Consider the following 23,297-nt stretch of genomic DNA (forward strand, 5'->3'; position numbering starts at 1 on the left):
TGATGCCTTAACAATAAATGAAAAACGATAAGATTAAGTTATCCCAATTAGAAAGCTTCCTGATGAAGGCAGCTGATATTTTAAGGGGCAAGATGGATGCCTCTGAATACAAAGAGTTCATTTTTGGGATGCTGTTTCTGAAAAGAATGTCAGACGTATTCGACCAAAAACGGGAATACCTTAAAAAGAACGACTACAAACATTTAGACGCTGAAACACTTAGCGAAATACTGGAAGACAAACTGACTTACGGAGAGACATTCTTTGTGCCGCCAAGAGCGCGGTGGAATGAAAAATTCATTGACGAAAATGGCGTTCAGCAGCCTGAAATAAAGCACCTGCAAAACAATATTGGACAAATGCTGAACAAGGCATTGGACGCTATTGAAGAATCCAACCCCGACACGCTTTCCGGTATTTTCAAAGGGCGTATCAACTTCAACAAGGAAGTGGACGGAAAGCAGATCGTGAAAAATGCCGACCTCAAAAAGATGATTGACCACTTCAACGAGTTTCCGAAGTTGGTGAATGAAAATTTTGAGTTTCCCGATCTGTTGGGTGCAGCTTATGAATACCTGCTCAAACACTTTGCGGATGAAAGCGGCAAAAAAGGTGGACAATTCTACACGCCCAATCAAGTGGTGCGGTTACTGGTGCAGTTGATTAAGCCCGAAGCGGGAATGTCTATTTATGACCCCACAGCTGGTTCGGGTGGTATGCTCATTCAATCGCATCAATACATTGAAGAGCAGGGGCAAAATGCCAACGACTTGGAACTGTTTGGTCAGGAGAACGACCCCACGGTGGTGGCCATTTGTAAGATGAACATCATCTTGCACAACATCAACAAATACACCATTGAGTATGGCGATACGCTGGAAGAACCGCTAAATGAAAAAGACGGACAACTTATTCAGTTCGACAGGGTAATTGCCAATCCGCCTTTTTCGCAAAACTATAATCGGGCGACCATGCAATACTCAGCTCGCTTTAGCTATGGTTTTGCTCCCGAAACAGGGAAGAAAGGCGACCTGATGTTTGTGCAACATATGTTGGCAAGCTGCAAACGCACAGGCAAGGTGGTTGTAGTAATGCCGCACGGGGTACTGTTCCGTGGTGGCAAAGAGAAGGAAATCCGGGAGAATATGCTCAAGGCTGATGTACTGGAAGGCATCATCAGTTTGCCGCCTCAGTTGTTTTACGGCACGGGAATTCCCGCCTGTGTGATGGTGTTCAACAAGAGCAAGCCCGACAGCCTGAAAAACAAGGTTTTTATCGTAAATGCTGATAAGGACTATGCGGAAGGCAAAAAGCAAAACACGCTTCGCCCCGAAGATGTGGAGAAGATTGATTTTGTGTTCACCAACAAAATTGAAGAAGCCAATTACTCCAAGTTGGTTGACGTGTTCAAGCAAGAAGATGGCAAAATAAGCATTGAAGAAAACGATTGGACACTCAACATCCGCAGATATGTGGACAATACGCCCCAGCCCGAACCCGAAGATGTAAAAGCCCATTTAATAGGCGGTGTGCCCATTTCGGAAATTGAACAGGTGCAGAAGACTTTGGCCCCCAAATTCGATTTTGATGGCTACCAACTCTTCAAAGACAAAAACGAGCACTACAAAGATTTTGCTATCACGGAAAAAGCCGCCATCAAACAAACGGTGGAAGATGACCAAAACGTGATTGATACCCTTACCGAATTAGGCATTCACTTGGCAGATTGGTGGCAATTAGCCAAAGAAGATTTTTCTACGCTTGCACCACAAGTAGATGAACCACAAGATAACGTGGTTGCTGAACCAATGGGTGTTTATCTCCGATTGGGTGGCGATAGATTCCCGAGAGTGCGCAAAGAACTGTTGGATTCCATCAAAGAAAAATTTGTACCCGTAGGCGTACTGGACAAGTTTCAGGTGGCGGGTGTGTTTGTAAACTGGTGGGACAATATCAAGTACGACCTCAAAACCATTATGCAAAACGGCTGGGATGCCGGGCTGATACCGGATGAATACCTGATTGAAGAGTTTTTCAAAACTGAGAAAGCCGAAATTGAGCAGATAGAAATAGAACAAGCTGACTTTGAAAGCCAACTGGAAGAAGCCGTTGAAGAAGCTCTGAATTTGGTGGAGTTTGAAGCAGACGAAGAAGAAGGCGAAGTAAAACAAACCCCTGCACTCGCAAAAAGCGAATTGGGCAAAATGATTGATTTCTACACCGAAGAAAAGCAACAGCCCGAAAAAGCCAAACCCTACCAAGAGCAGGAATCCAAAATAAAAGACTTAGAAAAATCCATTAAGGACTGCAAAGCCAAACTCAAGGAAAAGCAAGCCGAACTGGAGCTGAAAATAGAACTGAAACGTTATGGCAGTGATGATGTAAAAGCCGAAAGCAATGCCCTGCTCACAGCCACCAAAAAGGAGCTCAACAACTTAGATGCTGATATTGAAAGCCTCATTAAAACCTTTAAAGTCGATTTGAAAGAGACGACCAATTATGATAAAATCAAAAAATCGGTAACTGCCCTAGAGAAAGAATTGAAAAAGGCAAACAATGATGCCGCCAAACTCAATTTGGTGCTGGAAGCCCAAAAGCAGTTTAAAGAAATTACCAAAGCCTACAATGCACGGGTAAAAGACAGTGGCATACTGCAAACCAAGCTTGACAGCATTGATGCCCTATTGGAAGAAATTGGCGGAATGATAACCACCGAAGAAAGCCAAAAGCTGATATTGAAAAAGCATTTCGACATTATCAACGACCAACTGCAACGCTACCTCAATGCAGAAAAACGAGCTTTAGTAGCTGCTTATGAAAACCTATTTGATAAATATTACACTTCTGCCCAAGCCATAGAGCAAAAGCGGGAAAATACTATGTCAGAACTGAATGATTTTCTTACCCAATTAAACTATTTGAGCTAATGGAAGAAAATCAAGTGCATATTCCGGATGGGTGGGATTTAAAGCCTTTAGGTGAAATTTTCAATTTCAAGTATGGTTCTGGTTTACCTACTAATCAATTTAGCCCAAGTGGTTATCCTGTTTATGGAGCAAATGGTATCATTGGCTGGCATTCTAAATACAATTATGAGAATCAAGAAATTTTAATCAGCTGTCGTGGTGAAAACAGTGGCTTAATTAATTTAACTGAAGAGAAGGCATTTGTTACCAACAATTCAATTGTTTGTTCTGAGAAATTCGAAATAGACAAAATATACTTCTACTACAACCTAAAGAAAATACCAAGAACTGCAATGGTTTCTGGTTCTGCTCAACCGCAAGTTGTTGTAAAAGATTTGAACAGAATTGAATTACTTTTTCCCAAATCCAAAACCGAACAAACCACCATAGCCCGCATCCTATCCAAAGTAGATGAAGCCATAGCCCAAACCGAGCAACTGATAGCGAAATACACCCGCATCAAAACGGGCTTAATGCAGGATTTGCTCACCAAAGGCATAGACGAACACGGCAACATCCGCAGTGAAGAAACCCACGAGTTTAAAGACAGTCCGCTGGGCAGGATTCCGAAGGAGTGGGAAGTGAAACGTTTAGACCAAATGACAAAGCCCAATAGCCCTATTGTCTATGGAATCCTGATGCCTGGGAAACATTTTTTCGGTGGAATACCTGTAGTGAAAGTAAAAGACATATTTGACGAAAAAATACATTTTGGAGACCTTCTTTTCACGAATCCGAAAATTGCACTCGCATTTAAACGTTCAGAATTGATGAAGGACGATTTGCTTTTCACCATCAGGGGAACCGTAGGTAGATGCGCATTTGTACCTGTAGAATTAGAAGGGGCAAATATTACTCAGGATACAGCTCGTATAAGAGTTAAAAATGAGTACAAAGAATATGTTAGATATACCTTTGAAACACCTGATTCCAAATTTTACATCCAACTTAATACGATAGGACAAGCCGTAAAAGGAATTAATTTAAAGGCACTGCGTGAACTTAATATTCTTGTACCACCGCCAAATGAAGCCCAATTAATTGCAAAAGAATTAAACACGTCAAACAATGTTTTATCAGCGGAAGCTATAAAGCTTAGAAAACTACAATCCCTCAAAACGGGTTTGATGCAAGATTTATTGAGCGGTAAGGTAAGAGTTAAAATTTAACTATGGCAACAAGTTTTTTACATTGGAATATTAATCGAAAGGCTGGCTTTGAGAATGAAGTAGCAAAGCTTGTCAATATGGATGATATCAAAGCTGACATTTTATTGCTTGTCGAAGCGGAAAATGTTGATGATAATGAAATAAATAAGTTGACTGGATTAACACGATTAAAAGTTGAAGATTGGAAAGAAACTGAGCTTACACCTCGTTTTTACTCAAAACTACCATTGGATGTCTTTCAATTATTTGAAATTCACGATTCATCAAGATATGTATTTGCCAGACTTAATATAGCAGAGGAAAAGGAGATAATAATTTGTGGTCTTCATATTCCAAGTAAGCTAACAGTTAATGAAAAAACACAATATTCAGATGCAAGACAGATTGCATTGTTTATTAGTGATATGAAAACGAGGAGTAATGTGGGGCATAATAGATTTTTAGTTTTTGGAGATTTCAATATGAATCCCTTCGAACCTGGTATGATTGAACCTGACGGTTTTAATGCAGTGCTTTCCACTACAGAAGCATTAAACGAACAGAGGACAGAATTTTATAAAAAGTTTGATTATTTCTACAATCCAATGTGGTCCTATCTTGGTGATAGAAACTATTTGACTGGAGATTTAAAATTGGCAGGTAGCTACTATTTTAGAAAAACCAGGGATGTTACACTAACATTTTGGAATGTATTTGATAAAGTAATAATAAGACCTTCTATAATCGACATTTTTGACTTTTCTTCAATAAAAATTATTGATGATAACGGTATTGAGAAACTGGTAACAACCGATTTTCAATTACGAGATGATTCATTCTCTGATCATTTACCCTTGACATTTAAACTTTTCATATAATGAATAAAAAAGACGAAATAAAGAAGTTTCTCCCAAAGATTGGAAGCCCTTTAGTAAATGAACTGAAAGCAAAATCACCAAGGGCGGTATTGCAAGAGTATGGTGATGCAATCGATGAATCTTATCCAAACTATTTTAGAAGTTTTATTACTGAAACATCAAGGATTGAATCTGAATCAGAAGCTGTAATTATGAGTTACTCATTTTATTTAATTGCTTTTATTGCAAAAGGCTATAACTATAAACTTTTTGAAGTAATTCCGAAATTTCCTGATAAGCCCTACCCCGTTGAATTAATTTTATTTGATAGACAACCTTCAAATGAAGGTGAATTTGAATCTGAAAAAGAACTCAAGGAGAAGTTGGATTCATTTTTTCAAAGTAGTTTCTTCAGTAACGTAGTAAATAATCTGAGCTCTCAGGTTGATTTGTATAATGAAAGTAGAAATGAAAAACTATGAAGCACAATCCAAGATATATACTCAAGCACCTTTCTGTCCGTGTACCCTGGCACGATAACGGCTGGAACGGCAGTATTTGCAACAACCCCAAAGCCAATGGTGCTTGTTTGATTTTAAAAAATTGTGCCCTCAATCGTAATGATGAACAAGAGCAGGCATTGGCAGGCAAACTTTTGAGTGATTTATCCGAAGAGCAATATCCGGTGTGCATTGGTGAAAGGGCTACGTTTATGGCTCCTTTTGGCATAAACAAAACATTGAAGCATCCCTATGCACTCAGTTCACCCAATACACACGGGCATTTGAAACCCACACGGGTTCAGTTTCCTGCTTTTGGTGCAGCAGCAGTGCCTTACCATTGGATGCTGAAAGAAAATGCCAAAGAAAAAACTGCCCTATATGAATTAAACTATGATGAAGCCAAAGAACCGCAATTGGACTGGGCTACCAACGGTGGCGACCATTGGGTGCAGGAAATTGGCAATCAAAAAGCCTTACTCAATTGCTTCTTTGAGCATTTGCAAGAAGATACTTCTTTGGTTTTCTTTTATGCCAAGCAAGTGCCCTTTGTGGAAGAATCAGGCAGGGTGCTGGCAGGTGTGGGCAAAATCAATAAAATCATAGCTTCAGAAGCTTACGAAGGCAGCAACAACCGCTTTGGTGCAGCCTATTGGGAGCATATGATTTTACATACCATTCGCAAGGATGGGAAAAACGGCTTTTTGTTGCCTTATCACGCAGCTATTGAATACCAAGAAGAAACCCCGAGTTTTGATGTAGCTGAATTGGCCGTAGTTGTTCCCAACGATAAACGTTTTGAGTTTTCGTATGGCACTGAGCACGTGAGTAACGACAGTGCTATCAGGGTTTTATTAGACTGCATCAAATCATTGGAAAAAGCTGAAGCTTTAGGAATAGGCGAAAACCATCAGGCAAGCATCCAATGGATACACAATGAAATTGCACAACTCGAAAAACTCAGAGGTGCCTATCCGGGTATGGGTGCAGCACTTTGTGCTTTTGGCATTGAAAAAGGACATTTTGTTTCAGCCGAAATCATCAACCAACTGAAAGATGACAAGGATAACCCTTGGTTGCTTTTTGAAAAGGCATTGGACGATTCCAAAGGTATTTTATCAGATGCCGTGGCAGGTTTAATTCCCTTCAACTCCAATAAACTTTACAAACGCTTAAAAGAAAAAGCCACTCCCACACGCATAAAGTTTTTGCATTTGCTGAGCCGTTTCGATTTAAGTATAGAGCAAGCAAAATTTCTGTTTGTAGAAGAAGAAAGGGAAGCCTTGGGCATCATTCGCAAAGACGAAGAATACCTGAGCAATCCTTATTTGATTTATGAAGATCTACGCTTTACCCTCACACCGGTAGCACTCAGCACCATTGATTTGGGGCTGTATTTAAAAAACGCACCTGATAATATATTGCCCGACCAATTGGTGTATGATGATCCCTTTGACATACACCGCATCAGAGCCATTACCATTCAGCAATTGGAGTATGCAGCCATACAAGGTCATACCCTATTGCCACGTAAAGAAATCATCAAAAAAATAAGAGATCTTTCCCTTTCACCCGCTTGTGGCATCAACAGCGATTATTACGAACTGGCAGAAGAGTGTTTTGCAGGAAGCATTGTGTTGGAAGAAATGAAAGATGGTGAAAGAGCCTATCAGTTACAACGCTTTGCTGAAACCAGAAAAATCATCAGTCAAAAAATAAGTGATAGGGTCAATGGTAAGCGTTTGCCACTTACTGCCGATTGGTTAAATCTGTTGGATGAATCATTAAAACCCTTCACGAAAGGCGAACCCGACACGCAGGAACTGAATGCAAGGAAAGAAAAAGCGGCAGCCTTAAAGGAAATTGCCGAAGCTCGTTTCTCGGTTTTGATAGGTCCGGCAGGCACAGGAAAAACTACTTTGCTCACCATTTTAGCAGGACAAAAAGAAGTTGAAAATAATGGCGTATTGCTTCTAGCTCCAACGGGAAAAGCAAGAGTAAGAATGGAAGAAGTAGCAAAGAACCTGCAAGTAACTGCTAAAACTTTGGCTCAATTTCTATCTGGCTATGGCAGATACAACGGAGAAATTCAGCAATATGTGCTTTCAGAGAGATACTGCGAAGGTCAATACGAAACCGTGATATTGGATGAAGCCTCAATGCTCACCGAAGAAATGCTGGCCACTACAATGGATTGCCTGAAAGGAGTCAAGCGTTTCATTTTGGTTGGCGACCACAGGCAATTGCCGCCCATTGGAGCAGGTCGTCCTTTTGTAGATATTATCCACCACCTAAAGCCCGAGGGGATTGAAACGGCATTTCCACGAGTAGGAAAAGGTTATGCAGAGTTAACCATCAAACGCAGACAAGGCGGCTCTAAACGGGAAGATTTGCAATTGGCCGAATGGTTCAGTGGCGAAAGTTTAGAACCGGGAGCCGACAGCATCATCAATCAGATTTTGACCACCCCAAACTCGCAATACCTGCGAATGGAAAGTTGGGAAAATGAAGCAGAGTTTGACAAAGTATTTGAAAAGGTACTGGTAGAAGAATTGGGATTGAGTGGAATTGAAGATGTACAAACCTTTAATAAAACACTTGGGTCTAATGATGGCAGGTATTTTAACTTCAAAGAAGCCGCCAATAAAGCTGAGTCTTGGCAAATTCTTTCTCCCATTCGCGAAAAAGTGTTTGGTGTTAGAGCCATCAATCGAAAAATTCACAAGCTATTCAGGGAAGACAAAGTAAAATATGCCCGGGATAGATATGGGAAAATCCCTTCGCCTATTGGCTTGGAAGAAATCGTGTATGGTGACAAAGTCATCAATCTCTTCAATGCAAAACGAAATCCCAAAGATGTTTGGCCTAATGCAGATGCATTGAATTATGTGGCCAATGGAGAAATTGGAATGGTAATCGGTCAATTCAAGACTGCTAAAATGACCTTCAAAGGAAAGCCGCAGAATACGGAAATTGAATTTACTTCTCAAAAGGGGTTTAAGTATTCATTCAAGTCTTGGGAATTTAAAGAAGAAAAAAATAATCCTTTAGAGTTAGCTTATGCATTAACGGTTCACAAAGCACAAGGTAGTGAATTTGGGAAAATATTTTTAGTTATTCCAAATCCTTGTTTCCTGCTTTCACGGGAAATGCTTTACACGTCATTGACCCGCCAAAAAGACAAAGTCATTCTCTTATTTCAGGGCAATGCATTTGATATAAAAGGATTGGCATCACCATTAAAATCGGATGCGCTCAAACGTATCACCAACCTGTTTGTAAAACCGGAATTAGTAGAAGTGGAAGGCCAGTACCTTGAAAAGAATCTAATTCACCAGGCCAGTGATGGCAAAATGCTCCGTTCAAAAAGCGAGTTGATGATTTATCAACGCCTTATTGACAACAAGCTAAATCCACTGTACGAAAAGAAACTCACCATTAAGGAAGTAGAAAAGCTTCCCGATTTCACCATTGAAAACGAAGAGTCGGGCAAAGTGTATTTTTGGGAGCACTGCGGAATGTTGTTTGATGCTGAATACAAACAGCGTTGGGAAGAAAAATACCAATGGTATAAAGAAAACGACATTCTGGAAAAAGGTGGAGCAAACGGCACTTTAATCGTAACCGAAGACAAAGCCTTTGAAATGGAAGATGGAAGTGTGCGTGGGGCAATCTCTGTAAAGGAGATAGATGAAATAATTGCAAAGTTTTTTAAGAGATAAGATATGATTTTAAGTAACGACAATAAATACAGGGGCAACCTGGGCAATACCCTCAAGCTGGACGAATACAGCCACGTTGAAAAACCATTTTTGGAGCAACTGGCAGGCTTGGGTTGGGATGTGCTGGAGCTAAAAATGCAGCAAGAACCCGGGCAGAGTTTCAGAACTTCGTTTTCGGAAGTGGTGCTCAAGGCCAAACTGCGGGAAGCATTGATGAAAATCAATCCGTTTCTCACGCCTGCACAGGTGGACGAACTGGAACGAAAAATCACCACATTTCAAAAAAACAGTCTGCTCGAAAACAACCAACAGGTGCTGCACTACCTGCTGGAAAATACCACCGTATCGAAAAACGAACAAACAGGCGAACTCAGCCCTACGGTGCGGTTTATTGATTTTGAAAACTTGGCGAACAACAGCTTTGTAGCCATTTCGCAGTTCAAAGTAAGCGTTACGGGAACCGACCACCACATCATTCCCGATATGGTGTTATTTGTAAATGGCTTGCCCGTGGTGGTGGTAGAAGCCAAATCATCCAAAGTAAAAGAACCCATACCAGAAGCCATTGACCAACTGATGCGCTACTCCGAGCAGCGTGGCGACACAGGCGAAGGCAACAAAGAACTGTTTTACTACAATCAGATATTGGTAACTACCTGCCGCACCGAAGCGAAGTTTGGCACCATCACCACACGCATAGAAAAACATTTTTACCGATGGACAGACCCATATCCCAAAACGCTCAATGATTTGGTACACGGGCAATCCTCACCCAATGACCAACAGCGATTGGTGGCGGGAATGCTCGACCGAAGGAACCTGCTAGACATTATCCGTGTATTCACCGTATTTGCCACCAACGACAAAGGACAGAAAATCAAAATTGTGGGTAGATACCAACAGTTTCGTGCGGTAAAAATTGCTACGCAACGCCTGATAGAAGGCAAAAACCCAATGGAACGGGGGGGGATAATTTGGCACACGCAAGGTTCGGGCAAATCGCTTACAATGATGTTTATGGTGCGGGAAATGAAACTCCGACCCGAACTGATGTCGTGGAAAATCATTTTTGTTACTGACCGCACGCAATTAGAAGAACAACTTACTGAAACAGGGCAAAGTATAGGCTTTACTATTAAGACGGCTACGTTTATTGATCCTAAAAAGGAGCCTAATGGGCAAAGCCTAAAAGAGTTATTAAGGAATGATAACTCAGATTTGGTGATGGCAATGATTCACAAGTTTCAGGAAAACGGAGATTTATCAGGTTTGGAAATCTTCCCTGAGCTGAACAGCAGCCACAATATTTTGGTGATGACAGATGAAGCCCACAGGTCGCAGTATTCATTATTGGCGGCCAACCTTGATCGTGCAATACCGAATGCAACCTCAATCGGTTTCACTGGAACACCCACCGCCAAAACAGAGAAGAAATACAAGGACTATATAGACAAATACACAATGCGTCAGGCCATAGATGATGGCGTAACCCTGGAAATTGTGTACGAAGGCTTTACCCACAATGCCGAAGTAGAAGACAAGCAAGGAATGGACGATAAGTTTGCAGATGTATTCAGCGAATATCAGCTCACCGAACGCTTGCAGATATTGGGCTTTGGCAGCCGTGATGCGTATCTGGACAGTATGAGTACCATAATGGACAAAGCCAAAAGTATGGTGAACCATTATGTAGAACATATTTTTTCGGGTGGCTTCAAAGCTCAAATTGTAGCCAATTCAAGGATTGCAGCCGTTCGATACAAAGCCGCCATTGATGCCGCACTCAAAGCAAAAATTACAGAGTTGGAAGTTGACAATCCTATGCTGGTTAAACTTGATGTGCTGAGAACCTTAGAAACAGCCGTAGTGATTTCGGGCAGTCACAATGACGAACTGGAAATAAAAGCCTACACCAATGCTAACTACCACAAAAAGAGCATCAAACGATTCAAATTGCCTTTTGGCAAAACAGACGAAGAAGACAAGAGCCTGAACGGCAATGTGGGTATTGTTATCGTGAACAATATGCTCCTCACGGGTTTTGATGCTCCCATTGAGCAGGTAATGTATTTGGATAGGGTAATTGTTGCCCACAACCTTTTACAAACTATAGCAAGGGTAAACCGAGTTGGCCCCGAAGGCAAAGACAAAGGTTTTGTGGTGGATTATGTAGGCGTAGGGCATCACCTCAAACGGGCATTGGATGTATATGCCGAAAAAGAATTGCAGGAAATTGTGGACTGCATTTCGGATGATGATGCCGAATTAAACGATTTAATAAAAGCACATCAGGATATTTGGAATTTCCTGAAAGTTTACGGTTTGGAAGACCTTTCGGATTCTGATGCCTTTTTTGATGTTTTTTATGATGAAGACATCCGCTTTGAATACATCAAGTTGTACAATACGCTAACAAGTTGTTTCAATAACGTTCTACCACGCAAAGAAGCCCTGGAGTTTTTCAACGACTGGAAAGCTTTTACAGAAATCAATGCCTTGGCAAACAAACATTTCCGTGATGGCAGATTTAGTATGAAAGGCATCCCGCCCAAGCTACGAGCCATTGCAGACGAGTATCTAATCTCCAAAGGCATTGAGCAACAAGTTGCTCCTATCTCCATCATTGCAGACGACTTTTTTAATAAAGTAGTCGCCACCAAAAAACGAGAAAAGACCAAAGCTGCCGAAGTAGAACACGCCATTCGCCACTTCATAGATTTGAATATTGATGAAGACCCGGAGTTGTTTGCCTCCTTTGCTCAAGCATTAGAAGAAATTCTGAAAAACTTCAAAGGCAACTGGAAGCTGATTTATGAGGAGTTGGAAAAATTGAGAGAGAAAATCAAGAACCGAGAAAAAGAAGAAACCTATGGTTTAGACCGCAAAAAGCAGATGCCATTCTTCCGCATTTTCAAAGCCGAGTTGTTCGACAATCGGGATTTGTCAGAAGACGAAATTGCACGAAACGTAAACTTAACGCAGCACATTTTCAACTTGGTTGCCACTGAAATAAAATTGACAGGCTTTTGGGATAGCACCCCTGCACAGTTGAAATTGAAAGCGGAATTGCAGAAAATGCTTTTATCGCCTGAGTTCAAAGACTTGCCCAACATCATCATCAAGCGAAATGAAATCATTTCGAGAATAATGGAATTAGCGAAAACCAATCATTTCAAAATAGTGAACGAGTAATGGTAATTGAGTATCAGGTAAAATATTCCAACCGCAAGACCCTTAACATATCCGTTGAAAGGGACAAGAGTATTGTTGTTCGTGCTCCGCATTACCTCACAGCCGACAAGATTGATAAAATTGTTCAATCGAAAAGGCAATGGATAAAAGAGAAACTGAACCACGCTCAGAAATATCCTTTGGTTACAGAGAGCAAAGAATTTGTAAGTGGAGAAACGCTGATGTACTTGGGCAAAAACTATCAGTTGCTCGTAATTGATGAAGAATTTGATGGCATTGAGTTTGAACAACGTTTCAAAATTTCAAAAGCTAATCAGCACAAAGCCAATGAGCTATTTAAAAAGTGGTATTTAAAACAAGCCTTGATAAAGATTGAACCTTTAGCGACCAAATACGCAAAGAGTCTGGGTGTACAATATAATCAGTTCAAGACATCAGAAATGAAATACAGATGGGGTTCTTGCACACCTGCCAATAATATCATTTTCAATTGGCGAATCATAAAAGCTCCAATGTATGTTTTAGAGTATTTAGTAGCCCACGAGCTAGTTCACTTGATTGAGAACAACCACACGCCAAGATTTTGGAACATTCTTTCTATTCAAGTACCCAACTATGAAAAGGCAAAGAATTGGTTGAAGAAAAATGGACAACTTTTAGAAATTGATTTTTAATGATTCTGAAAGTTTATTTTATATTTCAAGAAAAGTATTCGGAATTTTTCAATTTTTAAATCAAGGATATGATGCAAACTAGTAATTAGGGTAAAGCTTATAACCCTTATTTATTTGAAACTCTTTTTAGACATAATTATTTTGAGCAAATCCAAATTTATGATGTTATTTGATTTAGTAAACAACAAAAAGTTTGTATTATTGATAAAACGCTCGTATATAAAATCAAAATCTTGTATAAATGCTAATGGGGTATCCGGTTAATCATTATTTGTTTTTTGAAAATCTGGCAAGAGAAAATCAAGAAAATATTGAGTCATGGTTTGGTTTTAATTTTTCCTTATATGAATATCCGCCTACATACAAGTGGGCAAATTTTATACTTTGACAATAAGTGTCAATAACTTTCAGGGCTGAATTGTAAGTGTTTAATTGGCTGTAAATAAATAAGAAGGCCATGAATATTCTACAATTCAATGAAAGATATCCTGATGAGGCAAGTTGCATCCATTACTTGAAGGAACAAAGGGAAAGAGAAGGTGTCATATGCAAGAAATGTAATTCCAGGGATCACTACTGGCTTAATTCCCTCAATATGTTCCAATGTAAACATTGTGAATTTAGGACAGGGCTGAAAAATGGTACTATTATGGAAAACAGTAAGTTGCCATTGAGGACCTGGTTGCTTGCAATGACACTTGTAAGTGCAACCAAGAAGGGATTTAGCTGCCTTGAACTACAGAGGCAGATGGGTCATAGCAGATACGAGACTGTTTTCAGACTGTATCACAAGCTCCGGGAAGCAATGGGTAAACGTGACAGCCAATATAAACTTGAGGATATGGTCGAATATGATGAGGCTTTTGTAAGCAAGGCAACAAAATCTTCCGAAAAGACGAAGCTGAAGAAAGGCCGTGGAAGCCAAAAACAAGCTTCAGTCGCTGTTATGGCTGAATCATCTATTCTTGAAGACTTAATTACCGGAGAAAAGGACAAAAGCTGCAGATATTTCAAGATGGTCAAAATAGATAACTTGAAGGCAAAAACAGCCGAAAAACTGATAAAAGGACTGATAGACAAAAAAGCCGTGCTCCAGACTGATGAAAGTACGACTTATTCTAACATAGAAGATTGTATCGATGTTCATGTAAGCGAACTATCCTCCACAAAAGAGGGCAAGTTCAACCTCAAATGGGCACATATAGCAATAAGCAACCTTAAAAGGGATCTAACGAAGTACCATATGGTTTCAGAAAAGATGCTTCAAAACTATCTCAATGAATTCTGCTATAAACTAAACAGAAGATACTTTGGTGAAAAACTCTTTGACAGACTGGTTATTGCAAGCATTTGCCCCTACTTGTATACAAGCGGATAATCATATTTCCTTATATGCATATATAATTCACAGTCCAAAATTAAACCCAAAATTTGATGAGGATCTGCAAAAATCATTTCAAAGATTAAATTTGATTACTGGAGAAGATTTTCTATTTACTTCTTTTGTTGATCCTCCAAAAGCATGGTTAAATTGGTTGCATTCTAATGAAAAATTAAATAAGGTTAATCAAGTTTTTTTTTCAAAGGAGCAGATTAAAAACCCTAAGCTTATAATTAAAACTTTAGATAGTTCATTGACAGCTTTAATAATCTCTGAAGAATTAGGAGTCAATGTAGATAATTTACCATTTTTAGTTGTTACTCCTCATCCAAAAGAAAATTATTTTTATTTATTGAATCTTAGCAATGAAAACCTTTTGTCAGATATGGCTGGTTTAACCGAGCTATCAGTTATAATAAAAATGGGGGGAGAGATGGAAGAAGCAATTAAAAGCACCGGTTTATCATTAAAGAAAATACAACTTGAAATACCCCTTGCAAATATTTTTCACAAACTTTCTTTTAGACTTATTAAGGTTTCGAGAAACAGGAGGGTTCTTAATGAATTAGGTGTTAAGTTGTCCAGTTTGAATAGCGTTTTTTCCAAACCATCTAAAGTTTCTGATACACAAAAAAGTGAAAATGATTTAATATTTGAAGGATATCAGATAGTAAGTAACAGATTAAGCAGCGTAATCTATAAAAATATAAAGGACAGAAGAGGTAAAAGTAAAGATTTTGATTTGCACATACTTTCTAATTGTTTTGGTCTTAATATTGAAGAACTCCTTGAGTTTAAAAAATATATTGAACCTTCAACATTCACTTTTTTATTACAAGGTGCTAAATTAAAACTTGTGTATTCCGTTTTTTTTGGTGATACAGGTCCTTTTATTTTACCGTTCGGAAAAGCATTTGAAATAGAAATGTCTTATTCTTTGGTTCATTGGGTCAGAAATCAATATGAAATTCAATTACCTGAGTTTTTCTATAAGTATCAACCAAATATGGAGATAATACTTGGAGAACCTCCTGGTTTTAATTTTAATTTTTTAGATCCCAAAACTCAAGAATGGAGACCTCCAATGATAGGCGGACAATTAATTGGGGTGAGTTTAGTTAACAAAGGTAGAAAAGCACAACCATTTGATACATTTGAGGATTTTCAGTCATTTTTAACTCTTGGATTCCGTATTAAAAATATTAGAAATAATTCATGTCATCCAAGTGAAACAACTTATTCGGATTTGGAAGAAATTATTCAAATTTGGAAAACACTGTACCAAAAGGGACTCCTGAAAAAGTTATTCGGGTTAAAAAACACCTTCAGAGTAAAATGAGATTTTATTGGTTTTATGTCATTTTATGTTTCATATTAAAGATATGATGTTTAAATAAAATTTCTAAGTAAAAAAATGCAGCTAAATTAAAATGATATGTGATATTCTGGGGTGGGTAATTCCTATCTTAAAATGAAATTTAAGTTAGGCCACTTTTTTAGAAAGTTTTAAAAACTTAATCAAAGGTAATGCATACAAGATACGCTTACATCCGCTACATGACCATAGATGCCGAGTTGAAGAAAGATGGTGTGTTTATGGATGATTTGATTTTGGCATGCAGGAAGGCAATTGCTTTCGAGACAGGATCTTTGCTTGAGGATGTAAGCCTTTCAAAGCGGACCTTACAGGATGATTTAAAGGAGTTTAGGGAATCATTTAATGCTGAAATAATAGAGGAAAAAAGGCTAAAGATTGGAATTGATAAAAATGATAGAAATAGGGGTAATTTACAAACCAAAAAATCCAAATTAAAGACCTACCGATATAAAAACCCTGAATTTACCATAGCTAATCAACCAGTTTCCAAAAAGGAAAGGGCTAGTATGATTGAAGCCATGGGGGTTTTGCACAGGTTGAGTCATATGAATTCTCTCTCCTGGTTGAAGGATATTGTACAAGGCTTGGAACTGATAAAAAAAGATGGTGTTCCTAATGATGAAATCATCTCTTTTGAGGAAAACCCACAACTAAAAGGAATAGGCTATTTGGGGCAGCTTTATGATTTCATTTCAAAAAAGCAGGCTTTAGAAATCAGGTATTTTTCACATAACCTTAATCAAGAGTTTCTTTTTGTCGTTTCTCCATATTTCCTGAAACAGTATAATAAACGTTGGTTTTTATTTGCAAGATCGCACCAAAACACCCTTGAGAATCCCGATCGTCTTTTAAATCTACCTCTGGATAGAATTCAGGAAATAAAGCCATCAGATGAATCTTATGTGGTTAATCATGGTGTAAGGCCGTCAGAATATCTAAAGGATATCATTGGTGTATCCTTCGATGAAAGTAGTGGAATAGAAGCTATTCAGATCAGTGTAGATTCTAAGCAATATCATTACATAGAAAGTAAGCCGTTACACAGCAGCCAGCAAATTATTTCACGAAATGAGGATGAGGTGATCATACAGATCAACGTATATCCCAATTTTGAATTAGAATCTCTTTTATTGTCAAAAGGCGAGTATATAAAAGTAATTAGTCCTGACTCTTTGAAGTTTAGAATGAGTGATAGGATAGAAAAAATGAAAAAAAAATACTGATTTTTTATTTGCGCAAATTGGCTGCGCGCTATGTCCCTTGATTTGTATCATCAACGGCAAGGGATTTGAAATTAAATAGAGAAGATCGTATTCCTGGCTGTTAGATGAAATGATCAGCCGACAAAATTAAGGTTTTGTCAAGGTGCCCTAAGGATTAGGGGATTACTTGTTTTATTTTACCATTAACATCTTCTTCCATGCATATCTACCTTATCGCAGATACTGCTTCTATGCAGCTTACCGAACGTTTGTTGGTTTACCTAAAACCTTTCTTCACTCCCGCAGTACAGTTTCATATCCGGCCCTACGAAGGTGACTCTCAATCCTATTGGGCCTGGGATGAGCTTTTTGCTGTAGGTCAGCAGGAGAAAACTAAAAGTCTGCTTCCGGCAGGGGAGCATTATTTCATCTTTTTGGTCCATGGCGCCAATGAGTACAACTGGTTTGGTGCTGTCAATCCGGATGCGTCTACGATTGCTTTTTTGCAGACCTCCAATTGGGGAGAACTTAACCACAAGGATGACTTATATCCAGTTGCCTATCATTTAATAGCTTTGATTACTTCTATGAAGTTCTTTGGAAATCATATTAAAGATGATATCTATCATGAAGTGAGCAGAGGGTGTATGTATGATTTTTCTGAAGTAAAGGAGGAAGTGAGCTTTAAAATGAAGGCAGCCAATATTTGCAACTCTTGTTTGTCAAAGATAGCCCAATTTTCAAAAGACAGAGTAGAGGCTATGGACTTTATTCAGCGTGTATTCTTAGTATTACGATCGATAAGGGATAATATATCTTCTTTGGATTTACAACAATTTTTTGGAAAGCCAGAATATTCACTAACAGTAGACGAGGATGCGAATTTGATTTTACATATAGACCATCAGCAAGTTGTACTTCCTATTTCAAATGGGAAAGAAAAAGCTTTATTCTTTATGTTGCTTAAATACGAAAGTGGATTAAGTTATCGAGATTTTGAAAAAGAAACGATCATGATTGAGTTCCTTAAGATTTATCATAAATACTTTGTTGTTAACGGGTCTTTAAACGAGTTATATAAGCAAGCTCAACGACAATTGGAAGATGGTACCTACCGTAAGCATTTAGAACCTCTAGTATCACGCATGAGAAAAAGACTAAAAGCTTGTCTTTCGGCCTATCCTGAAATTCTACAGTCAATCAACATTCAAAGTAGAGGAGGTGCCTTAGTAATCCCAATTCAACGAAATTATTTGCAAAATAAGTTAGTGAGAAGAGGGTTAGCTTCCTAAAGAAAAACTAATTGATAATGACAAAGGAGAGAAAAGCTTCAATTGAAACCTAGAATTAATTGAGAAAATTATAATATTCAACAATCTAAACTAAAAAAACATGTCACACGATAACTGGTCTAAACTTTACGATAAAGTATATCAACTTACATTTGGGGGAATCTATGAAAGCTTCACCAATACTACGCTTCGAGAAATCAATAAAATTTTGCCGGCTGGCAGCATCCTGGATTTCGGGGCAGGTACGGGTAGATTGTCTATTCCGCTTGTGCAACAGGGATATGAAGTAATTGCAGTTGAGCAAAGCAGCGGAATGGTTGATGTTTTCAAAGAAAAATGTGCAGAAAAGGGCCTTACCTTTCCAATTTATCCCTGTTCCATTGCCAACTACTCCAATGGTTCAGCCGATCTGGCCTTGGCAGTATTTACGGTCTTGAGCTATATCATCGATGAAGAAGAAATGCTGAAAAGCCTTCAGAATATTACAGATCATCTCAATCCAAATGGCCTCTTTTTCTTTGATCTACCTGACAACGTTTTTTTTGCAAACCCTGTGTTATTCAATATCAATAGGCCAGATTTTCAAAGAAAAGTCACCATCAACCCATCTGGGGTCCATCAAATTTTCAACTATCGGGAGCAAGGTTCATTGGTTTTCGATGGTGCGACAAAAAATTATGAGGATGAATTTCCCATCAGACAATGGGATTGGGCCAGCATCGATAGGCTACTAGTGATGGCGGGATTGACAAATACCGGAAGAACATTTCCGACATTTAACGGTACGGGTTCAACTTATAAATTGTATCAGAAGCGATAAAATAATTTCCCATCAAGAAATGGGTGTCCCAAACTTTGAAAGCCATAGGTGAGATACCTGTACCCGTTTATGTTATCCCGGGAAATCATGACCATGGTGCTATGGGGACAGTTTGGCATCAATCGTATTTTTTAGAAGAACGACTTACCCTTGCGCCGAATCTCCATCTACTAGTAGAGGCAGTTCTTGTGGAATTAGAGGAGGTTATCCTGTTACCTTGTCCGCTATTGAGGCGTCATGTAAACTCAGACCTTACAGAATGGCTGCGTTCCGGCGCAGAAATCTATCAAGGATTGGCGAACAAGCCCGCATAGTACTGGCCCATGGTTCTGTGTTTGAATTCGGTTCCGCTTCTTTTGAGGATGAGGAAGATGTAGGCTATACCTCTGCCAATCTGTTGACCTTGTGTAAACTTCTACACTGGATTAGGAATGGGGAATTAGGTGGAGGAAGTTGTCACAAATTTCGACAATATATGTGACAGATTTTTGTCGCAAATCTATCCTTTTTTTGCGATAGAAGGCTGTAGCAAACTTTTCCATTTTTTGTTACAACGATGGAAGATATCTTGTCACAAATATTTACTAAATTTGTGACAAAAAAAAAGAGATATAAATGATACAAAGCATTGAGAAACAAATAGAAAAATCGATAAAAAGCAAGCCAAAGGGTTCTTTGGTTTTGCCAGACGATTATTTAACTGTTGGCTCATCAGAAGCCATTCGAAAAGCTTTGGATCGTTTAGAGGAAAAGAAGGTAATTATACGGGTAGCTCACGGTATTTATGTTCGTCCTAAAATCAGCAAATTGATTGGCCCTCTTACACCTTCAGCCGAGGAAGTAGCAGAAGCCATCGCCAAAAGAGACCGAATGCGTACAGTGCCTACCGGCAGTTATGCCTTGAATGCTTTGGGGTTGAGTACGCAAGTACCTATGAACATTGTATTGCTTACAGATGGCTCGCCACGAGAAATCAAAGTAGGCAAGCGTACCATCAAATTCAAAAAAACAACACCAAAGAACCTATTGGCAAAAGGCAAAATCAGTCGCCTGGTTATTCAGGCCTTGAAGGAAATAGGTAATGGTAAGGTGACAGTAGAAGAAGAGCAGAAAATCCTTGATTTACTCCGAAAGGAAGACGTAAAGGATTTGAAACACGATATTGGCTTAGCACCGGTATGGATTCAAAAAATAATGAAAAAAGCATTGACGGATGGCAAAGATTGATTTTTACAATATAGAAAAAGAGGAGAAAGCAGCCATCTTTTCTGAGATTGGTACGCAATTAGGTATGAAGCCCTTTGCCGTGGAAAAAGATTGGTGGGTAAGCCGCACCTTGGAAATCATCTTTCAAATGCCGGTAGCGGAGCATTTGGTATTTAAGGGTGGCACATCTCTCAGCAAAGCTTGGAAACTCATCAACCGATTTTCGGAAGATATAGATTTAGCGATTGATAAAGAGTTTTTTGAAGGATACCAAGGCGAAATTTCAAAAACACAGATAGGTAAACTAAGAAAAGTAGCAGGAGCCTATACTACAGGAACTTTCTTTGAAGAGTTAAAGCAGGCAATTGAAGCCAGAGGATTTACAGAATTAGATTTTGTGGTAATTGAAGCTAAAGACAGCGACCAAGATCCAAGAGTATTGGAAATTTACTACCCCAATGTGATAGAACCTGATACCGAATATATCTTACCAAGGGTGCAGATAGAAGTAAGTTGCCGTTCGTTAAGAGAACCATTCACAGTTAGATTGTTCGGTGCTTTGGTAGATGAGTTTTATGAAGGAAAAGATTTTGCCGAACCGCTTTTTGAAGTGTCTACGGTCAATGCAGAACGGACATTATTAGAGAAACTGTTCTTGCTACACGAAGAGTTTCATCGACCACAAGACAAAATGCGGGTAGATCGATTAAGCCGTCATGTATACGATATTTACCACCTTACCCAAGCAGGTGTAGCAGCAAGAGCCATATCCGATAAAGAACTTTTTGAAACCATTGTAGCCCATCGTTACAAGTTTTCAAGAGTGGGAGAAGTGGATTACAATCTTCATCATCCACAAACGCTTAATCCCATTCCACCAAAAGAAGTCATAAAAGATTGGGAAGCCGATTACGCCAAAATGAAAGAAGATATGATTTACGAAGAGAATAAACAAAGTTTTGAAGACTTGATCAATAATTTAAAAGAATTAAGAAAACAACTCCAAGCAGTTGAATGGAAGTTTGAACTTCATTTTCCAATTCCTAATTGAAATGACTGAACAGTGGATCATAAAAGATATAGAAAAACACATTGCACACCGCAATAGAGTGGTCATAATAGACCCATCAGGTGAGTGTGCCTACTTATTGCCCTGCATTGAAAAGCAAAACTATACCATACTCAAAACCGAAACTTCCAACAAAGAAGAATGGCAGCGTATCAAGGAAGAATTGATGCTACGCTATGAAGCAGAAAGTAAGCACAAAGCGGAAAAAGTAGTTTTCTATGTTACCCGCCCAAAAACAGAATTGAGCTTTTTATTCGACTATTGCTTCACCCACGGTTGTGTTGATTTATCCAATCCTGTGGAGTGGTTGCGTAAGAAACTATTTACCGGCACAGGGCACCAAATCACATTGGAAAACCCAATGCTGCTTACAGCTGCCAAATTGGGCATCGGCAAAGACCTTGCTTGGTGGAAAAAGATTTTACAAAACTTAGAAGAATTAGTGTCCATTGAAGATGAATTAATTCCTTTTTTAAGTACACCCGAAAGTTTTTCCAAAGGCAAAGAAGCAGATGTTAAAAGACTTTTTGAAGAAAAATTAGTTGACCTACTTGGTCAAACTTATCGCAAAGTACCTGCCAAAACATTGGCGATAGAAGTCTCATCAAAAATTACAGCGAAGATTTGTTTCGCATTATCTGCAAGCTTGTATTTTCAAAAGTGTTTTTATCCTTTAACTTAACTTTGTTTAATTTCAATTGAATGGACTATGCCAATAACCTTTATCCATACCGCAGACTGGCAGATAGGGAAGCCTTATGCAGGAATAGAAGATGCTGATAACCGAAGCAAGTTAGGAGCTTACAGAATTGAAGCTATTTCCAACATAGCCAAGCTATGTAAGGAACATGGGGCTTCTTTTGTTGTGGTAGCAGGTGACCTTTGGGATTCTGTTACTCCCATCAAGAAATGGGTGTCCCAAACTTTGAAAGCTATAGGAGAGATACCAGTACCCGTTTATGTTATCCCGGGAAATCATGATCATGGAGCTATGGGGACAGTTTGGCATCAATCGTATTTTTTAGAAGAACGACTTACCCTTGCCCCGAATCTCCATCTATTATTAGAGGCAGTTCCTGTGGAATTGGAGGAGGTTATCCTTTTACCTTGTCCGCTATTGAGGCGTCATGTAAACTCAGACCTTACTGAATGGCTGCGTTCCGGCACAGAAATCTATCAAGGATTGCCTAACAAGGCCCGCATAGTACTGGCCCATGGTTCCGTGTTTGAATTCGGTTCCGCTTCTTTTGAGGATGAGGAAGAAGTAGGTTATACATCTGCCAATCTGTTGACATTGGGCAAACTTCCACACCATGAGTTGGATTACATTGCCTTGGGAGACTGGCATGGGACCAAGCAAATAGATGCTAAATCTTGGTATTCCGGTACTCCGGAACCCGATCGCTTTCCCAAAGGAGCGGGACATGATCAGGGGAATGTCTTGCTCGTGACAGTTGACAGGGGGCAGGTACCCACTGTAAAACCGCTTAAAACTGGCACCGTATCATGGCTGAAACACGAAATTTCTTTAACTGGAGATGGAGGTTTAGAAGTTTTTGATGCTTCCATGCTGGACTTATTAGGAACAAGGGTAGGAACCGACTTGCTTCACTTGAGTTTGACAGGAAGCTTGGGATTAGAAGCTTATTTAGCCTTAGAGCAAAAGCTAGACACCTATACCAATCGCCTGCTACGCCTCAAGTTGGAAAACAAAGTCCAATTGAATCCCAGCGCTGAGGAATTGGATAGTCTCCAACGGAGTGAAAAAGATCCCTTGATTGCAAGAGTTGCAGCCAAGCTGATTTCCATAATTAACCAAGGAGGCGAACAAGAACTAATCGCTAGAGAAGCCTTGAAACAGTTGTATTTTACCACTAAAGCCATTTAAAT

General features: G+C 39.1%; 17 protein-coding genes. All 17 read left to right on the plus strand.

Annotated elements, in window-relative coordinates; all coding sequences use genetic code 11:
* The first annotated feature begins 17 nt into the window (after positions 1 to 17).
* The gene (locus IE080_RS16350) at positions 18 to 2,927 is read left to right on the plus strand and encodes a class I SAM-dependent DNA methyltransferase (protein ID WP_189585141.1); all 2,910 of its coding nucleotides are present in this window, start codon (positions 18 to 20) and stop codon (positions 2,925 to 2,927) included.
* Positions 2,927 to 4,135 carry a restriction endonuclease subunit S gene (locus IE080_RS16355; RefSeq protein WP_189585144.1) on the plus strand — a complete coding sequence of 403 codons (1,209 nt, stop codon included), beginning with the start codon at positions 2,927 to 2,929 and terminating at the stop codon, positions 4,133 to 4,135. The genes IE080_RS16350 and IE080_RS16355 overlap by 1 nt, the downstream gene beginning before the upstream one ends.
* A gap of 2 nt (positions 4,136 to 4,137) precedes the next feature.
* On the plus strand, positions 4,138 to 4,992 hold the full coding sequence (locus tag IE080_RS16360; protein ID WP_189585147.1) for an endonuclease/exonuclease/phosphatase family protein: 855 nt from the start codon (positions 4,138 to 4,140) through the stop codon (positions 4,990 to 4,992).
* Positions 4,992 to 5,453, plus strand: coding sequence for a hypothetical protein (locus IE080_RS16365; RefSeq protein WP_189585150.1), 462 nt, complete (start codon positions 4,992 to 4,994; stop codon positions 5,451 to 5,453). Before IE080_RS16360 ends, IE080_RS16365 begins: the two co-directional genes overlap by 1 nt.
* On the plus strand, positions 5,450 to 9,193 hold the full coding sequence (locus tag IE080_RS16370; protein WP_189585153.1) for an ATP-dependent DNA helicase: 3,744 nt from the start codon (positions 5,450 to 5,452) through the stop codon (positions 9,191 to 9,193). The genes IE080_RS16365 and IE080_RS16370 overlap by 4 nt, the downstream gene beginning before the upstream one ends.
* A gap of 3 nt (positions 9,194 to 9,196) precedes the next feature.
* Entirely contained in the window at positions 9,197 to 12,385 is a 3,189-nt protein-coding gene (locus IE080_RS16375) for a type I restriction endonuclease subunit R (protein WP_189585155.1), read from the plus strand.
* Positions 12,385 to 13,059, plus strand: coding sequence for a M48 family metallopeptidase (locus IE080_RS16380; protein ID WP_189585158.1), 675 nt, complete (start codon positions 12,385 to 12,387; stop codon positions 13,057 to 13,059). The genes IE080_RS16375 and IE080_RS16380 overlap by 1 nt, the downstream gene beginning before the upstream one ends.
* 457 nt (positions 13,060 to 13,516) lie before the next feature.
* A complete protein-coding gene (locus IE080_RS16385) occupies positions 13,517 to 14,437 on the plus strand; it encodes an IS1595 family transposase (protein ID WP_009036504.1) in 921 nt (306 codons plus the stop codon).
* Positions 14,385 to 15,779 carry a hypothetical protein gene (locus IE080_RS16390; RefSeq protein ID WP_189585160.1) on the plus strand — a complete coding sequence of 465 codons (1,395 nt, stop codon included), beginning with the start codon at positions 14,385 to 14,387 and terminating at the stop codon, positions 15,777 to 15,779. The genes IE080_RS16385 and IE080_RS16390 overlap by 53 nt, the downstream gene beginning before the upstream one ends.
* Before the next feature lie 188 nt (positions 15,780 to 15,967).
* Complete coding sequence (locus IE080_RS16395; RefSeq protein WP_189585163.1) at positions 15,968 to 17,041, plus strand: helix-turn-helix transcriptional regulator; 1,074 nt, start codon at positions 15,968 to 15,970, stop codon at positions 17,039 to 17,041.
* A 197-nt stretch (positions 17,042 to 17,238) separates the two neighbouring features.
* Positions 17,239 to 18,312 (plus strand): hypothetical protein, encoded by a 1,074-nt coding sequence (locus tag IE080_RS16400; RefSeq protein WP_189585167.1) that lies wholly within the window; start codon positions 17,239 to 17,241, stop codon positions 18,310 to 18,312.
* 100 nt (positions 18,313 to 18,412) lie between these two features.
* The gene (locus IE080_RS16405) at positions 18,413 to 19,132 is read left to right on the plus strand and encodes a class I SAM-dependent methyltransferase (RefSeq protein ID WP_189585169.1); all 720 of its coding nucleotides are present in this window, start codon (positions 18,413 to 18,415) and stop codon (positions 19,130 to 19,132) included.
* Between the two features lie 35 nt (positions 19,133 to 19,167).
* Positions 19,168 to 19,446: a metallophosphoesterase family protein gene (locus IE080_RS16410; protein ID WP_189585171.1), complete on the plus strand. Its 279-nt coding sequence runs from the start codon at positions 19,168 to 19,170 to the stop codon at positions 19,444 to 19,446.
* Between the two features lie 301 nt (positions 19,447 to 19,747).
* On the plus strand, positions 19,748 to 20,359 hold the full coding sequence (locus tag IE080_RS16415) for a DUF6088 family protein (protein ID WP_189585174.1): 612 nt from the start codon (positions 19,748 to 19,750) through the stop codon (positions 20,357 to 20,359).
* Positions 20,346 to 21,389, plus strand: a complete 1,044-nt coding sequence (locus IE080_RS16420) for a nucleotidyl transferase AbiEii/AbiGii toxin family protein (protein WP_189585176.1) — start codon at positions 20,346 to 20,348, stop codon at positions 21,387 to 21,389. Before IE080_RS16415 ends, IE080_RS16420 begins: the two co-directional genes overlap by 14 nt.
* Position 21,390: 1 nt before the next feature.
* Positions 21,391 to 22,089 (plus strand): hypothetical protein, encoded by a 699-nt coding sequence (locus IE080_RS16425; protein ID WP_189585179.1) that lies wholly within the window; start codon positions 21,391 to 21,393, stop codon positions 22,087 to 22,089.
* 27 nt (positions 22,090 to 22,116) lie between these two features.
* Entirely contained in the window at positions 22,117 to 23,295 is a 1,179-nt protein-coding gene (locus IE080_RS16430; protein WP_189585182.1) for a metallophosphoesterase family protein, read from the plus strand.
* Positions 23,296 to 23,297: the final 2 nt, after the last annotated feature.

It is taken from the genome of Mongoliitalea lutea (genome assembly GCF_014652135.1).
Lineage (GTDB): Bacteria > Bacteroidota > Bacteroidia > Cytophagales > Cyclobacteriaceae > Mongoliitalea > Mongoliitalea lutea.

What these genes read in the sequence shown, in the direction of transcription:
- IE080_RS16350 (WP_189585141.1), top strand. Translation starts at nt 18, where the DNA reads ATGAAAAACGATAAGATTAAGTTATCCCAATTAGAAAGCTTCCTGATG.
- IE080_RS16355 (WP_189585144.1), top strand. Translation starts at nt 2,927, where the DNA reads ATGGAAGAAAATCAAGTGCATATTCCGGATGGGTGGGATTTAAAGCCT.
- IE080_RS16360 (WP_189585147.1), top strand. Translation starts at nt 4,138, where the DNA reads ATGGCAACAAGTTTTTTACATTGGAATATTAATCGAAAGGCTGGCTTT.
- IE080_RS16365 (WP_189585150.1), top strand. Translation starts at nt 4,992, where the DNA reads ATGAATAAAAAAGACGAAATAAAGAAGTTTCTCCCAAAGATTGGAAGC.
- IE080_RS16370 (WP_189585153.1), top strand. Translation starts at nt 5,450, where the DNA reads ATGAAGCACAATCCAAGATATATACTCAAGCACCTTTCTGTCCGTGTA.
- IE080_RS16375 (WP_189585155.1), top strand. Translation starts at nt 9,197, where the DNA reads ATGATTTTAAGTAACGACAATAAATACAGGGGCAACCTGGGCAATACC.
- IE080_RS16380 (WP_189585158.1), top strand. Translation starts at nt 12,385, where the DNA reads ATGGTAATTGAGTATCAGGTAAAATATTCCAACCGCAAGACCCTTAAC.
- IE080_RS16385 (WP_009036504.1), top strand. Translation starts at nt 13,517, where the DNA reads ATGAATATTCTACAATTCAATGAAAGATATCCTGATGAGGCAAGTTGC.
- IE080_RS16395 (WP_189585163.1), top strand. Translation starts at nt 15,968, where the DNA reads ATGCATACAAGATACGCTTACATCCGCTACATGACCATAGATGCCGAG.
- IE080_RS16400 (WP_189585167.1), top strand. Translation starts at nt 17,239, where the DNA reads ATGCATATCTACCTTATCGCAGATACTGCTTCTATGCAGCTTACCGAA.
- IE080_RS16405 (WP_189585169.1), top strand. Translation starts at nt 18,413, where the DNA reads ATGTCACACGATAACTGGTCTAAACTTTACGATAAAGTATATCAACTT.
- IE080_RS16415 (WP_189585174.1), top strand. Translation starts at nt 19,748, where the DNA reads ATGATACAAAGCATTGAGAAACAAATAGAAAAATCGATAAAAAGCAAG.
- IE080_RS16420 (WP_189585176.1), top strand. Translation starts at nt 20,346, where the DNA reads ATGGCAAAGATTGATTTTTACAATATAGAAAAAGAGGAGAAAGCAGCC.
- IE080_RS16425 (WP_189585179.1), top strand. Translation starts at nt 21,391, where the DNA reads ATGACTGAACAGTGGATCATAAAAGATATAGAAAAACACATTGCACAC.
- IE080_RS16430 (WP_189585182.1), top strand. Translation starts at nt 22,117, where the DNA reads ATGCCAATAACCTTTATCCATACCGCAGACTGGCAGATAGGGAAGCCT.